At 53.7% G+C, this 13,490-nt stretch carries 17 protein-coding genes and 1 other annotated feature; of the genes, 9 read left to right on the top strand and 8 right to left on the bottom strand.

Features of this window, described 5'->3' with window-relative positions; translation table 11 throughout:
* From DEO48_RS03860 to hxpB, 3 genes are all read right to left on the bottom strand, one after another.
* On the bottom strand, window positions 1-1,367 hold a 1,367-nt coding region (locus tag DEO48_RS03860; protein WP_109844414.1), incomplete at its 3' end, for an L-cystine transporter.
* Window positions 1,368-1,494: 127 nt separating this feature from the next.
* On the bottom strand, window positions 1,495-2,085 hold the full coding sequence (locus DEO48_RS03855) for a metal-dependent hydrolase (RefSeq protein ID WP_014883483.1): 591 nt from the start codon (window positions 2,083-2,085) through the stop codon (window positions 1,495-1,497).
* A 101-nt stretch (window positions 2,086-2,186) separates the two neighbouring features.
* Window positions 2,187-2,858, bottom strand: coding sequence for a hexitol phosphatase HxpB (gene hxpB / locus DEO48_RS03850; RefSeq protein ID WP_033145270.1), 672 nt, complete (start codon window positions 2,856-2,858; stop codon window positions 2,187-2,189).
* A 148-nt stretch (window positions 2,859-3,006) separates the two neighbouring features.
* Here hxpB and DEO48_RS03845 point away from each other — a divergent pair, with 148 nt between their 5' ends.
* Window positions 3,007-3,543 carry a YniB family protein gene (locus DEO48_RS03845; protein WP_023311291.1) on the top strand — a complete coding sequence of 179 codons (537 nt, stop codon included), beginning with the start codon at window positions 3,007-3,009 and terminating at the stop codon, window positions 3,541-3,543.
* A gap of 36 nt (window positions 3,544-3,579) precedes the next feature.
* Here DEO48_RS03845 and DEO48_RS03840 read toward each other — a convergent pair whose 3' ends face one another.
* The 3 genes from DEO48_RS03840 to pfkB all read right to left on the bottom strand — a co-directional run bounded on the left by DEO48_RS03840 (window position 3,580) and on the right by pfkB (window position 5,875).
* Window positions 3,580-4,440, bottom strand: coding sequence for a fructosamine kinase family protein (locus DEO48_RS03840; protein ID WP_029740438.1), 861 nt, complete (start codon window positions 4,438-4,440; stop codon window positions 3,580-3,582).
* 105 nt (window positions 4,441-4,545) lie between these two features.
* Window positions 4,546-4,836: a type V toxin-antitoxin system endoribonuclease antitoxin GhoS gene (gene ghoS / locus DEO48_RS03835; RefSeq protein ID WP_109844413.1), complete on the bottom strand. Its 291-nt coding sequence runs from the start codon at window positions 4,834-4,836 to the stop codon at window positions 4,546-4,548.
* 106 nt (window positions 4,837-4,942) lie between these two features.
* Window positions 4,943-5,875 carry a 6-phosphofructokinase II gene (pfkB, locus tag DEO48_RS03830; RefSeq protein ID WP_109844412.1) on the bottom strand — a complete coding sequence of 311 codons (933 nt, stop codon included), beginning with the start codon at window positions 5,873-5,875 and terminating at the stop codon, window positions 4,943-4,945.
* A gap of 295 nt (window positions 5,876-6,170) precedes the next feature.
* Here pfkB and DEO48_RS03825 point away from each other — a divergent pair, with 295 nt between their 5' ends.
* Window positions 6,171-6,929, top strand: coding sequence for a YdiY family protein (locus DEO48_RS03825; RefSeq protein WP_029740435.1), 759 nt, complete (start codon window positions 6,171-6,173; stop codon window positions 6,927-6,929).
* Between the two features lie 79 nt (window positions 6,930-7,008).
* Here the strand turns inward: DEO48_RS03825 and yniD are convergent, their stop codons facing one another.
* A complete protein-coding gene (gene yniD / locus DEO48_RS03820) occupies window positions 7,009-7,116 on the bottom strand; it encodes a small membrane protein YniD (RefSeq protein WP_008500658.1) in 108 nt (35 codons plus the stop codon).
* 98 nt (window positions 7,117-7,214) lie between these two features.
* Window positions 7,215-7,307: a stress response membrane protein YncL gene (gene yncL / locus DEO48_RS03815; protein ID WP_071886547.1), complete on the bottom strand. Its 93-nt coding sequence runs from the start codon at window positions 7,305-7,307 to the stop codon at window positions 7,215-7,217.
* Window positions 7,308-7,629: 322 nt separating this feature from the next.
* Here yncL and thrS point away from each other — a divergent pair, with 322 nt between their 5' ends.
* From thrS to pheT, 7 genes are all read left to right on the top strand, one after another.
* Complete coding sequence (thrS, locus tag DEO48_RS03810; RefSeq protein ID WP_008500657.1) at window positions 7,630-9,558, top strand: threonine--tRNA ligase; 1,929 nt, start codon at window positions 7,630-7,632, stop codon at window positions 9,556-9,558.
* Between the two features lie 3 nt (window positions 9,559-9,561).
* A complete protein-coding gene (gene infC / locus DEO48_RS03805) occupies window positions 9,562-10,104 on the top strand; it encodes a translation initiation factor IF-3 (protein ID WP_014069901.1) in 543 nt (180 codons plus the stop codon).
* A gap of 97 nt (window positions 10,105-10,201) precedes the next feature.
* Complete coding sequence (rpmI, locus tag DEO48_RS03800) at window positions 10,202-10,399, top strand: 50S ribosomal protein L35 (RefSeq protein WP_003030583.1); 198 nt, start codon at window positions 10,202-10,204, stop codon at window positions 10,397-10,399.
* 51 nt (window positions 10,400-10,450) lie between these two features.
* On the top strand, window positions 10,451-10,807 hold the full coding sequence (rplT, locus tag DEO48_RS03795) for a 50S ribosomal protein L20 (RefSeq protein ID WP_000124850.1): 357 nt from the start codon (window positions 10,451-10,453) through the stop codon (window positions 10,805-10,807).
* 117 nt (window positions 10,808-10,924) lie between these two features.
* Window positions 10,925-11,049: a sequence feature (Phe leader region), on the top strand.
* Window positions 10,930-10,974, top strand: coding sequence for a pheST operon leader peptide PheM (pheM, locus tag DEO48_RS26705; protein WP_001386830.1), 45 nt, complete (start codon window positions 10,930-10,932; stop codon window positions 10,972-10,974). Its footprint overlaps the feature before it by 45 nt.
* 62 nt (window positions 11,050-11,111) lie before the next feature.
* On the top strand, window positions 11,112-12,095 hold the full coding sequence (gene pheS / locus DEO48_RS03790) for a phenylalanine--tRNA ligase subunit alpha (RefSeq protein WP_033145275.1): 984 nt from the start codon (window positions 11,112-11,114) through the stop codon (window positions 12,093-12,095).
* 15 nt (window positions 12,096-12,110) lie between these two features.
* The coding region (gene pheT / locus DEO48_RS03785) for a phenylalanine--tRNA ligase subunit beta (protein ID WP_109844411.1) at window positions 12,111-13,490 on the top strand (1,380 nt) is incomplete at its 3' end.

Raw genomic sequence — 13,490 nt, 5'->3', positions numbered from 1 at the left:
TCTTCACTTTCCAGAATCGCTTTGTCGGTCTGCTTCAGCCACTGGCTGGTCAGCGTACCGGCGGTCATGGAGCCGCTTACGTTCAGCGCGGTACGGCCCATGTCGATCAGCGGCTCAACGGAGATCAGCAGCGCGACCAGCGTCACGGGCAGGCCCAGCGCGGGCAGCACAATCAGCGCGGCGAAGGTTGCGCCGCCGCCAACACCCGCAACGCCTGCGGAGCTTACGGTGACAATCCCGACCAGCGTGGCGATCCAGACCGGATCCAGCGGGTTGATGCCGACTGTAGGAGCAACCATTACCGCCAGCATCGCCGGGTACAGACCCGCACAGCCGTTCTGACCGATGGTGGCACCAAAGGAGGCAGAGAAGCTGGCGATAGATTCAGGCACGCCCAGACGACGGGTTTGCGCTTCCACGTTCAGCGGAATAGATGCGGCGCTGGAACGGCTGGTGAAGGCAAAGGTCAGCACCGGCCAGACCTTACGGAAGTATTTCAGCGGGCTGACGCCGTTCACGCCCAGCAGGATGCCGTGCACCACGAACATAATGCCCAGGCCCAGATAAGAGGCGACAACGAAGCTGCCCAGCTTAATGATGTCCTGCAGGTTAGAACCGGCAACCACTTTGGTCATCAGCGCCAGCACGCCGTAAGGAGTGAGCTGCATGACCAGACGGACCAGCTTCATCACCCAGCTTTGCAGGGTGTCAATTGCGGTCAGCACGCGTTCGCCTTTTGGCGCATCGTCTTTCAGAAGCTTCAGCGCCGCTACGCCCAGGAACGCGGCGAAAATAACCACGCTGATGATCGAGGTTGGGCTCGCACCGGTCAGGTCAGCAAACGGGTTCTTCGGAATGAAGGAGAGCACCATCTGCGGCACGGTCAGGTCAGCCACTTTCCCAACGTAGTTGGTCTGAATCGCGGTCAGACGCGCCGTTTCAGCGGTACCCTGAACCAGACCTTCTGCGGTCAGGCCAAACAGGTTAGTGACCAGCACACCCACCAGCGCGGCAATCAGCGTGGTGAACAGCAGCGTACCAATGGTCAGGAAGCTGATTTTTCCCAGCTGAGTCGCGTTATGCAGGCGAGCAACGGCGCTCAGAATAGAGGCGAACACCAGCGGCATAACGATCATCTGCAGCAGCTGAACATAGCCGTTACCGACGATGTTGAACCACTGAATGGAATCTTTCAGAACTGGATTATCGGAGCCATAAATTGCCTGTAATGCCAGACCAAATACGACACCCATGGCCAGACCAACCAGCACCTTTTTCGCCAGGCTCCACTGTTTGTGGCGCGCCTGCGCGAGAAGCAATAGCAATACAGCGAACACAACGACGTTCGCGATGAGTGGAAAATTCATCCCCGTTCTCCTGATTTATTATTGGGTCGGTTTTTACCGATCCTGTTGGCGGAAGGTTAGCAGAAGTGTGATGTAGCGCTTATATCCAAATGGAATGGTTTATGACAAATGGGATAATTTTGTCGGTTTACTGTTCAATCTGGTGATGAATAAAGCGATTGAACTGAAATTGCAGCGAATTAATCATCTGGGATGACCAGCGAACTGCACTATTTTCGGGCAAGGTTTGCGGCATCCAGACGGCGTAAGCAAACAGCGCCATGCACAACACCCGCTCTAGCTGGTTGCCTTTCTGCGGTGCGAGGATCGGAAAACGGAAACGCCAGCGGCAGGGCCAAAGCAGCGGTACGCCCGCAGGCGTCAGCATATCGGCGAGAATATGGCTTAAATAGCCCAGCACCATCCCCTGGATGGCATCGGCGGGGACTATCCAGCTTTCGGGCACTTTTAAATAGAAAAGCGTCAGCAGGCCAAACACGGCCAGCAGGCTGTGCGTAAACCCCCGGTGGCCGAACGCGCGGGCGATGGGTTTCGACACCCACTTCAGGCGCTGTCCGAGGAAAGATTTGGGATGGTCAATGTCGGGCAGCAGACAGGTCAATACGGCGGAAGGGACAATATGCCACCAGTCCCCCTGTGCCAGCACGGGGGTGAGTTCAGCGTTTTTGGCAAATACCGCGCACGCAATAGAAAAAAGCAGGTGGCCTTCCGCCGTCATGATAAAACCCACAAAACTGTCAATTCATACAGTATAGGGTTTTTATACAGTAGGCGGAAGAGGTGACGGTGTAACTGTTTGTCACAAACCAGAGAAGGGCGTTAACCGCCCTGCAGGTGATGCGCCGTCAGTTCTGCCAGTGAATTAAGCTTCACATCGGCAAGGGCAAACCGGGGGTCGTGACGGCCTTCTTCTGCGGGCACCACAATGGAGCGCATCCGTGCAGCCTTCGACGCCACCATACCGTTAACGGAATCTTCCAGCGCAACGCAGTTGAGGGGATCCAGGCCGAGCTTAGCGGCGCAGTCCAGATAGACCTGCGGGTGCGGCTTGCTGTAAGGCAATTTCTCAGCGGACGCCAGCGCGTCGAAGCTGTCGCGCAGTTCAAACATCGTCAGCACTTTTTCCAGCATATGCAGCGGTGAAGCCGAGGCCAGTCCGACCTTCAGCCCCTGGGCTTTACAAAGCGCGACGGCCTCACGTACGCCGGGCAGCAGCGGCCTGTTCTCTTCCACCAGCGAAATGGCGCGGCTGATAATGCGTGCGGTCACCTCATCGCGATTGGGACCTACCCAAGGCTGTTGGGCAAACCACAGGTCAACCACCATATCGATGCGCAGGCCCAGCGTATCGGGAAGTTCATTACGGCGGCTGATATCCACGCCCAGGCTGGCCATAACGTCCAGTTCGGCGCGATCCCACAGCGGTTCGGAATCGATCAGTAATCCATCCATGTCAAAAATTGCGGCAAGAATTTGGCGCGGTGTCGACATCACAACGTCTCCTTATCCAGGGTGTTCGACAGACGATACGTGCTAAGCACACACTGCAATTTAGCATATTGCTTTTAAAGAGCGGGCGAAATTGATGGTCAGCAGGTAGACTTAGGCACAAATAACGCGTCTTTATGAAGAGGAACTGATGACGTATCAACAAGCTGGACGCATTGCGGTCTTAAAACGTATTGCTGGCTGGGTGATTTTTATTCCTGCCGTCATTTCTACGCTGATTTCTGTACTCAAATTTATGTACGACCACAGCGAAAAACAGCCGGGTATCAATGCGGTAATGCTTGATTTCGCCCATGTCATGATTGAGATGATGCGTTTTAATACGCCATTTTTGAATGTCTTCTGGTTTAACTCACCCACCCCGGATTTTCATCAACAGCTGAATATCGGCTTTTGGGTGATATATGCCCTGATCTTTGTCGCGCTGGCACTGCAGGCCTCTGGTGCGAGAATGAGTCGCCAGACGCGCTTTTTACGCGAGGGCGTTGAGGATCAGTTGATTCTGGAGCAGGCCAAAGGCCCGGAAGGAATGAGTCGGGAGCAGATTGAATCCCGCATCGTTGTGCCGCGTCACACCATTTTCCTGCAAATTTTCCCGCTCTATATCCTTCCCGTGATTATCATTGTGGCGGGATACTTCTTCTTCTCACTGCTCGGTTTTCTGTAAGCGATAAGGGTGGCGGCAAGGCCACCCTTTCTCTTCTCAGGCGGCAAGCATACGCTCGAGTGCCCGCTGCGCGTTAACAAGGTGTTCTCCGCCAAAAAGAATGGCACGGTTCATCAGCGTATAAAGCTGATACACCGGCTGGCGGTCGAGGAAACCGGGCGGCAGGGGGGAAACAGACTGGTATCCGTCGTATATTTGCGGCGGCTGCTCAGGATGAAGCGGCAGCATGGCTAGATCGCACTCTCTGTCACCCCAGTAGCAGGCCGGGTCAAAGATGTACGGGCCGTTGGGACCCAGCGCGCAGTTATTGGACCACAAATCGCCGTGAAGCAGCGACGCCTGAGGCTGGTGGGATGCCAGACGCTGTTGAACGTGCTCGACGATGGCGTCGATATTGCCAAATTCCAGTCCTTTTTCGGCGGCCAGCTCAAGCTGCCAGCCAATGCGCTGCTCGGCAAAAAATGTCGACCAGCGACGCTGCCAGGCATTGGGCTGTGGCGTGGTGGAGAGATCGTTGTCAAAGTCGAGACCAAACTGCGGCTGGTCACTCCATTGATGCAGGCGCGCTAGCTGTTGGCCGAGGATGAACGCATTATGGGCATCCAGCGGCCGGGCGGGGAGATACTCCATCACCAGGAAGCTGTAGTCGCGGTCGCTCCCCACGGCCAGAACCTGCGGGACCGTCACCGTTTTACTGCGCGACAACAGCTCCAGCTGGTCGGCTTCGGCGGTAAATATCGGAAGCAGCTCTCGCTCATCGCACTTAACGAAAAGATCGCGCCCTGCGTAGCGTAAATGCCACGCGGCGTGGATTTCACCGCCTGGCAGTTCGTTACGCAGTTCAATTTCACCTTCACCCAGCTGCTCACGTAAAAGATGACTGATAGCCTGCCACATGTTGTCTCTCCCATGTTGTCTGCCAGATCATAAAGTTAGCGCATAATGGCGGTAAAAAAATACGAACTAACGCACACCTGAGCGGTTTAAATTCATACAGCGCACTTATTGTTCTTTTTTCCACCAGCTTTCCCAGGTATCCACGTCAATCTCGGCAGGCTTATCGGTCACGCTCTCCACCAGACTGGCGGCCAGCGCATGAACCTCTTCCTGGCTCAGGGCGCCGATCAGACCAAATGTCAGGGTGCCTAAATCATGAATATTGCCCTCGTCATCCGTCAGGGTGAGGAGAAAATTAGCCCGGGTGAAAGCATTGTTGAGCTCATTCAGCTCGGTCAGCGATGCTTCATGAAGGTTGATGGTCACGACGTAGCGTGTGATGTCACCACTGCTCATAATTCACCTCATTGTTATCATGGAAATTTTCTTAGCATAGTCGATAGTTTGCGTTTGGCGACTCAGAGAGGACATTCCCCTCCGTAAAGACGAAGGGGAAAAGGCGTTAATTTCGGGACAGGTAATCGACGATTTTTTGCGTATCGGCAAGCGAACAGAGACGCGTGCCCTGGTTGATGGTGGCGGCGCTACCCGCCGCCACGCCGTAGCGTGTCATTTCGAGCAGAGACGCACCCTGCGCCAGCTTTAGCGTCATCGCGCCCACCATGCTATCGCCCGCGCCAACCGTGCTCTGGCTCTTCATCGGCGGTGGGACAACCTGAACGGACGACGATTCATCGACTGCCAGCGCCCCCTGAGGGCCAAGGGAGACGACTACGCGCCGCGCTTTGCCGCTGCGCACCAGCTCCTGCGCGGCGGTGCGCACATCGTCAGGCTGCGTCAGCTCGCGGTTGACCAGCGCGCTTAACTCTTTCTGGTTGGGTTTGACCAGCTCCAGATTGCCCGGTACCAGGGCCGCCTGCAGGGCCTCGCCGCTGCTGTCGACAATGCAGCGGATGCCGCGTTGCTGCGCCGCCTGAATCAGCGCCGTCAATTTTTCCGCGCTTACGCCGGGCGGCAGGCTGCCGCTTATCACCAGCAGCGCGCCGCTCTCTATCGTCAGCACTTTCTCTTCAAGCTGACGAAACTCGTCATCGCTGAGTTTCGCGCCCGGCATGACAAAACGGTACTGCTCGCCGCTGGATCCCACGTGGACATGCAGGTTTTGCCGCGTCCAGTCTTTGGCCTCAACGGTTTCAACGGCCACCTGTTCATCGGCCAGCAGAGAGACCAGGTGTTCACCGGTGGCACCGCCTGCGGGAAAAATTGCCGTGGCTTTGCCGCCGAGATGTGTAATGGCGCGCGCCACGTTGATCCCGCCGCCGCCGGGCTCAAAGACCGGGGCGCTACAGCGCAATTTACCTTCCGGGTAAATCTGCGGCGTCAGGGTGGCGGAATCCAGGGAAGGGGAGAGCGTCAGAGTATAAATAGAAACCATCATTACCTCCTTTTAGCATGGGCTCTTATTAGCCTGGCACCATTTGTCAGGAAGGCAATGTAAATAACAGTATGATTTTAAATATGAATACTGACAAAAATTGAGGCGGGGGATATATAAAATAAAACGCTTTTTGAGATCGTTCTTATTCAAAAAATGAAATAAGAAAACATTGCTATGTTATTTGCGGCTTTTTATAATTTGTTACCTTTCTCTGGACGCCTTGTCATTGATCCTCAAGAAAGATTCCGGGACCGTGTGGTCTCTTTTTTTGTTGTACGGACTCCTTAATAAAATGAAGCTTTTAAAGACAGTGCCCGCTGCACTGATGCTTGCGGGTGGCGTGTTTGCGGCTATGAACGCGACCGCTGATGATACCGTTTTTACTGTCATGGACGATCCTTCCACCGCGAAAAAACCTTTTGAAGGTAACCTGAACGCCGGGTACCTGGCACAATCCGGTAACACGAAAAGCTCTTCTCTGACGGCGGACAGTACGCTTACCTGGTACGGCAACACCACCGCCTGGTCTCTGTGGGGTAATGCCAGCAACACTTCCGCTAATGACGAACGTTCTTCTGAGAAATATGCGGTAGGCGGACGTAGCCGTTACAACATGACCGACTATGACTACCTGTTTGGACAGGCAAGCTGGTTAACTGACCGTTACAACGGTTATCGCCAGCGCGATGTGTTCACCGCCGGTTATGGTCGCCAGTTCCTGAACGGTCCGGTACACAGCCTCCGTTTTGAATTCGGTCCTGGTGTGCGTTATGACGAGTACACCAATGGCGATACCAAAACCCAACCGCTCGGTTACGCTTCCGGTACCTATGCCTGGCAGATGACTGACAACACCAAATTTACCCAGGGTGTTTCTGTATTTGGTGCCGACGACACGACGCTGAACTCTGAGACGGCGCTGAACGTGGCTATCAACGAACACTTTGGCCTGAAAGTCGCCTACAACGTGACCTGGAACTCTTCACCACCAGAATCTGCGCCGGATCATACCGACCGCAGAACCACGGTTTCACTGGGTTATAGAATGTAATAAAAGCGGGCCGATGATAATGTCGGCCCGTTTATTGTCTGCGGTTTTTTGACGTCCCTTCTGATGACCTGTCTTCGCCCTAGCCCCAAATCATTGCCGCCCAACGGAGTAGCAGCATTGCGCCGCAGATGGCAATCAGCACCAGCACCATTTTCCAGTGTTTTACGGCAAATCGTTTAGTTGGCATAACCTAATCCTTATTGGTTGATACCCACAGTCTACCAAACAGGGCCGAAATATGCCCCTTCTCAGATTCGATTGGGTTATGCCAGCGCAGGGTTCGGCTCAGAACCAGTGGAATCGTTCGGCGAGAATCAACAATAAACCTGTGGCGGAAAGGACATTCAATATCACAACCGTTCTGCTGGATACGTTCATGGTATGCACCTTTGGGTTTAAAGACCTGTTCAAGAGTAGCCCAGCATCTTCGAAATGCGAGCGCAGGGGAGAAGCAACCTGCAAATTCGTGCGAAAGCGCCAGCCCATCAATCTGGCCGCAGAGGGTGCAATCTCCTTTCCGTTAGTGTTAACATTACGTCGCTTGCCGTAAATCCACATTAATCTGAATTCGGCTGGTGAATGATGACGAACCAATTTGACGATTGTTGGTCAGATGGTGTCGTAATCTATTGTCAAATCACGATTATTTTCTTTGTATATGCTCTTATGTGTGGGGCATCACTGCAAATAAGGATATAAAATGCCTGTAATTACTCTTCCTGATGGCAGCCAACGCCATTTCGACCGTGCTGTTAGCCCAATGGATGTAGCCCTGGACATTGGTCCTGGTCTCGCGAAAGCGACTATCGCTGGCCGCGTTAACGGTGAGCTGGTGGATGCTTCCGATCTGATCGAAAACGATGCGACGCTTGCAATCATCACTGCGAAAGACGAAGAAGGTCTGGAGATCATTCGTCACTCCTGCGCGCACCTGTTAGGCCATGCCATCAAACAGCTGTGGCCAAACACCAAAATGGCGATCGGTCCGGTTATCGACAACGGTTTCTACTATGACGTTGACCTTGACCACACCCTGACTCAGGAAGATATCGATGCGCTCGAAAAACGCATGCACGAGCTCGCCGAAACGAACTATGACGTCATCAAGAAGAAAGTCAGCTGGCACGAAGCGCGTGAAACCTTCGTGAAGCGCGGCGAGAGCTACAAGGTCTCTATTCTTGACGAAAACATTTCGCATGATGACAAGCCTGGCTTGTACCATCACGAAGAATACGTCGACATGTGCCGTGGACCGCACGTGCCGAACATGCGCTTCTGTCATCACTTTAAGCTGATGAAGATCGCGGGCGCCTACTGGCGTGGCGACAGCAACAACAAAATGTTGCAGCGTATTTATGGTACCGCGTGGGCTGATAAAAAAGCCCTGAACGCATACTTGCTGCGCCTGGAAGAGGCGGCGAAGCGTGACCACCGTAAAATCGGTAAGCAGCTTGACCTGTACCACATGCAGGAAGAAGCGCCGGGTATGGTGTTCTGGCATAACGACGGCTGGACTATCTTCCGTGAACTGGAAACTTTCGTACGCTCTAAGCTGAAAGAGTACCAGTATCAGGAAGTGAAAGGCCCGTTCATGATGGACCGTGTGCTGTGGGAAAAAACCGGCCACTGGGACAACTACAAAGATGCGATGTTCACCACCTCGTCTGAGAACCGTGAATACTGCATCAAGCCAATGAACTGCCCGGGCCACGTTCAGATCTTCAACCAGGGTCTGAAATCCTACCGCGACCTGCCGCTGCGTATGGCGGAGTTCGGTAGCTGCCACCGTAACGAGCCATCAGGTGCGCTGCACGGTCTGATGCGTGTTCGTGGCTTTACTCAGGATGACGCGCATATCTTCTGTACTGAAGATCAGGTTCGTGACGAAGTTAACGCCTGTATTCGTATGGTCTACGATATGTACAGCACCTTTGGCTTCGAGAAGATCGTCGTCAAACTCTCAACGCGTCCGGAAAAACGTATCGGTAGCGATGAGACATGGGATCGCGCAGAAGCGGATCTCGCCGTGGCGCTGGAAGAGAACGGCATTCCGTTCGAATACCAGCTGGGCGAGGGTGCATTCTACGGTCCGAAAATTGAATTTACCCTGTATGACTGCCTCGATCGCGCATGGCAGTGCGGTACTGTACAGCTGGACTTCTCCCTGCCGCAGCGTTTAAGCGCCTCTTATGTTGGCGAAGACAACGAGCGTCAGGTACCGGTAATGATTCACCGTGCAATTCTCGGTTCTCTGGAGCGCTTCATCGGCATCCTGACCGAAGAGTTCGCAGGCTTCTTCCCAACCTGGCTTGCGCCAGTGCAGGTCGTGGTGATGAACATTACCGATTCTCAGGCAGATTACGTTAAAGAATTGACGCAGAAACTACAAAATGCGGGCATTCGCGTAAAAGCAGACTTGAGAAATGAGAAGATTGGCTTTAAAATCCGCGAGCACACTTTACGTCGTGTCCCGTATATGTTGGTCTGTGGTGATAAAGAGGTGGAAGCAGGCAAAGTTGCCGTTCGCACCCGCCGTGGTAAAGACCTGGGCAGCCTGGACGTAAGTGAAGTGATTGAGAAGCTGCAACAAGAGATTCGCAGCCGCAGTCTTCAACAACTGGAGGAATAAGGTATTAAAGGCGGAAAACGAGTTCAAACGGCACGTCCGAATCGTATCAATGGCGAGATTCGCGCCCAGGAAGTTCGCTTAACAGATCTTGAAGGTGAACCACTGGGGATTGTGAGTCTGAGAGAAGCGATCGAAAAAGCTGAAGAAGCTGGAGTAGATTTAGTTGAAATCAGCCCTAACGCCGAACCGCCAGTTTGTCGTATCATGGACTACGGCAAGTTCCTTTATGAAAAGAGTAAGTCTTCTAAGGAACAGAAGAAAAAGCAAAAAGTTATCCAGGTTAAGGAAATCAAATTCCGTCCTGGTACCGACGATGGCGATTATCAGGTAAAACTCCGCAGCCTGATTCGCTTTCTGGAAGATGGCGATAAGGCCAAGATCACACTGCGTTTCCGCGGTCGTGAGATGGCCCACCAACAGATTGGTATGGAAGTGCTTAACCGCGTCCGTGACGATCTGAGTGAACTGGCAGTAGTCGAATCCTTCCCTACGAAGATCGAAGGCCGCCAGATGATCATGGTGCTCGCTCCTAAGAAGAAACAGTAAGGCCTTCAAGCAGCAAAACCTGTGGAGCCTTCGGGTTTCATAGGTTTTGTTCGCCTATGTTTCGTTTATTTAACAATGCGAAGTGGAAGTTATTAAGATGCCAAAAATTAAGACCGTACGCGGTGCTGCTAAGCGCTTCAAAAAAACCGGTGGTGGTGGATTTAAGCGTAAGCACGCAAACCTGCGTCATATTCTGACCAAAAAATCTACTAAGCGTAAACGTCACCTGCGTCCAAAAGGCCTCGTTTCTAAAGGCGATCTGGGTCTGGTTATCGCGTGCCTGCCGTACGCATAAGCCGTTAACGTTTAATTTTTTTACTAAGAATATAGATACAGGAGAGCACATATGGCTCGCGTAAAACGTGGTGTAATTGCACGTGCACGTCACAAGAAAATTTTGAAACAAGCTAAAGGCTACTACGGTGCGCGTTCACGCGTTTACCGCGTTGCCTTCCAGGCTGTTATCAAAGCAGGTCAGTACGCTTACCGTGACCGTCGTCAGCGTAAGCGTCAGTTCCGTCAACTGTGGATTGCGCGTATCAACGCAGCAGCACGTCAGAACGGTATTTCTTACAGCAAATTCATCAACGGCCTGAAAAAAGCTTCTGTTGAAATCGACCGTAAGATCCTGGCTGACATCGCAGTATTCGACAAAGTAGCGTTCACCGCTCTGGTCGAAAAAGCGAAAGCAGCACTGGCATAAGCCAGTTGAAAGAGGGGGCTTTGCTCCCTCTTTTCATTTAACACCATCAGAAGATTGACATTTATCCGTCCAGGCTTTTCAATAAGGTCTTAACGGTTTTTACCAGACAAGGTAACGCAAGCATGAATGCTGCTATTTTCCGCTTCTTCTTTTACTTTAGCACCTGATTTCAGGAGGCTAGCGCGTGAAAGATGAAACGAAAAACAGCGCCAGATAAGCCTCCCGATGGAGGCTTTTTTTGTGCCTGAATTTGAGAGAATAACTCCACCAAATCGGTGTCTGCACCGACATAATGAGGAAAATCATGTCACATCTCGCAGAGCTGGTTGCCAGTGCAACAGCCGCCATTAATCAGGCCTCAGATGTTGCCGCGTTAGACAATGTCCGCGTCGAATATCTTGGGAAGAAAGGGCACCTGACCCTTCAGATGACAACCCTGCGTGAGCTGCCGGCAGAAGAACGCCCGGCAGCGGGTGCGGTGATTAACGAAGCCAAAGAGCAGGTACAGCAGGCGCTGAACGCGCGCAAAGCCGAGCTGGAAAGCGCGGTGCTGAATGCGCGTCTGGCCGCAGAGACGATCGACGTTTCTCTGCCGGGTCGCCGTATCGAAAACGGTGGTCTGCATCCGGTTACCCGCACCATCGATCGCATTGAAAGTTTCTTCGGTGAGCTCGGCTTTACCGTGGCGACTGGCCCGGAAATCGAAGATGATTACCATAACTTCGACGCCCTGAATATTCCTGGCCATCATCCGGCACGCGCTGACCACGACACTTTCTGGTTCGACGCTACGCGTCTGCTGCGTACTCAGACCTCCGGCGTTCAGATCCGTACCATGAAGGATCAGGAGCCGCCAATCCGCATTATCGCGCCGGGCCGCGTCTATCGTAACGACTACGATCAGACCCACACTCCAATGTTCCACCAGATGGAAGGTCTGATTGTTGATAAAAACATTAGCTTCACCAACCTGAAGGGCACGCTGCACGATTTCCTGAACAACTTCTTTGAGGAAGATCTGCAGGTTCGTTTCCGCCCATCCTACTTCCCGTTCACCGAACCGTCTGCGGAAGTTGACGTGATGGGTAAAAACGGCAAATGGCTGGAAGTGCTGGGCTGCGGCATGGTGCATCCAAACGTGCTGCGCAACGTGGGTATCGATCCAGAAGTTTACTCCGGCTTTGCCTTCGGCATGGGCATGGAGCGTCTGACTATGCTGCGCTACGGCGTGACCGACTTACGTGCATTCTTCGAAAACGATCTGCGTTTCCTCAAACAGTTTAAATAAGGGCAGGACAGAACAATGAAATTCAGTGAACTGTGGTTACGCGAGTGGGTGAACACCACGCTGGACAGCGACGCGCTTTCTAACCAGATCACCATGGCGGGTCTGGAAGTGGACGGTGTTGAGCCGGTTTCCGGAGCCTTCAACGGCGTGGTCGTCGGCGAAGTAGTCGAATGCGGTCAGCACCCTAACGCTGACAAACTGCGCGTAACAAAAGTAAACGTGGGCGGTGACCGTCTGCTGGATATCGTCTGCGGTGCGCCAAACTGCCGTCAGGGCCTGAAGGTGGCCGTGGCGACCGTCGGTGCAGTGCTGCCGGGCGATTTCAAAATTAAAGCGGCTAAGCTGCGCGGCGAGCCGTCTGAAGGCATGCTGTGCTCCTTCTCCGAGCTGGGCATTTCCGACGACCACAACGGTATCATTGAGCTGCCGCTGGATGCGCCAATCGGCACCGATATCCGTGAATACCTGAAGCTTGATGACAACACCATTGAAATCAGCGTCACGCCAAACCGTGCCGACTGCTTAGGTATCATCGGCGTGGCGCGCGACGTGGCCGTGCTCAACCAGACAGAACTGAACGCGCCGGAAATCGCGTCGGTTGAAGCGACCATCAGTGACGTGCTGCCTATTCAGGTTGACGCTGCGGATGCTTGCCCGCGCTACCTCGGTCGCGTCGTGAAAGGCATCAACGTGAAAGCGCCAACCCCGCTGTGGATGAAAGAGAAGCTGCGCCGCTGCGGTATTCGCTCAATCGACGCAGTGGTCGACGTGACCAACTACGTTCTGCTGGAGCTGGGCCAGCCAATGCACGCGTTTGATAAAGACCGTATCGACGGCGGCATCGTTGTGCGCATGGCGAAAGAGGGCGAAACCCTGGTTCTGCTTGACGGCAGCGAAGCGAAACTGAACGCCGACACCCTGGTGATTGCTGACCACAGCAAAGCGCTGGCAATGGGCGGTATCTTCGGTGGCGAGCACTCAGGCGTCAACGACGAGACGCAAAACGTCCTGCTGGAATGCGCGTTCTTCAGCCCGCTCTCCATCACCGGTCGCGCACGCCGTCACGGCCTGCATACTGATGCCTCTCACCGCTACGAGCGCGGCGTTGACCCTGCTCTGCAGTATAAAGCGATGGAACGTGCGACCCGCCTGCTGATCGACATCTGCGGCGGTGAAGCGGGCCCGGTTATCGACGTCACCAACGAAGCGACGCTGCCGAAGCGTGCGACCATCACCCTGCGCCGCAGCAAGCTGGATCGCTTGATTGGTCACCACGTTGCCGATGCGCAGGTAACCGACATCCTGAAACGTCTGGGCTGTGAAGTAACTGAAGGGCAGGACGAGTGGAAAGCCGTTGCGCCATCATGGCGTTTCGACATGGAAATTGAAGAAGAT

It is taken from the genome of Enterobacter sp. CGMCC 5087, assembly GCF_003144775.1.
GTDB lineage: Bacteria > Pseudomonadota > Gammaproteobacteria > Enterobacterales > Enterobacteriaceae > Enterobacter > Enterobacter cloacae_M.
The sequence above is the reverse complement of the archived record's forward strand: the minus strand, read 5'-3'. Positions and strand labels throughout refer to the sequence as shown.

Excerpts from the sequence above, each read along its gene's own strand:
- pheS (WP_033145275.1), top strand. The coding sequence starts at position 11,112 with ATGTCACATCTCGCAGAGCTGGTTGCCAGTGCAACAGCCGCCATTAAT.
- ghoS (WP_109844413.1), bottom strand. The coding sequence starts at position 4,836 with ATGAGCAGTGGTGACATCACACGCTACGTCGTGACCATCAACCTTCAT.
- yniD (WP_008500658.1), bottom strand. The coding sequence starts at position 7,116 with ATGCCAACTAAACGATTTGCCGTAAAACACTGGAAAATGGTGCTGGTG.
- yncL (WP_071886547.1), bottom strand. The coding sequence starts at position 7,307 with ATGAACGTATCCAGCAGAACGGTTGTGATATTGAATGTCCTTTCCGCC.
- hxpB (WP_033145270.1), bottom strand. The coding sequence starts at position 2,858 with ATGTCGACACCGCGCCAAATTCTTGCCGCAATTTTTGACATGGATGGA.
- DEO48_RS03825 (WP_029740435.1), top strand. The coding sequence starts at position 6,171 with ATGAAGCTTTTAAAGACAGTGCCCGCTGCACTGATGCTTGCGGGTGGC.
- rplT (WP_000124850.1), top strand. The coding sequence starts at position 10,451 with ATGGCTCGCGTAAAACGTGGTGTAATTGCACGTGCACGTCACAAGAAA.
- rpmI (WP_003030583.1), top strand. The coding sequence starts at position 10,202 with ATGCCAAAAATTAAGACCGTACGCGGTGCTGCTAAGCGCTTCAAAAAA.
- DEO48_RS03840 (WP_029740438.1), bottom strand. The coding sequence starts at position 4,440 with ATGTGGCAGGCTATCAGTCATCTTTTACGTGAGCAGCTGGGTGAAGGT.
- DEO48_RS03855 (WP_014883483.1), bottom strand. The coding sequence starts at position 2,085 with ATGACGGCGGAAGGCCACCTGCTTTTTTCTATTGCGTGCGCGGTATTT.
- thrS (WP_008500657.1), top strand. The coding sequence starts at position 7,630 with ATGCCTGTAATTACTCTTCCTGATGGCAGCCAACGCCATTTCGACCGT.
- DEO48_RS03845 (WP_023311291.1), top strand. The coding sequence starts at position 3,007 with ATGACGTATCAACAAGCTGGACGCATTGCGGTCTTAAAACGTATTGCT.
- pfkB (WP_109844412.1), bottom strand. The coding sequence starts at position 5,875 with ATGGTTTCTATTTATACTCTGACGCTCTCCCCTTCCCTGGATTCCGCC.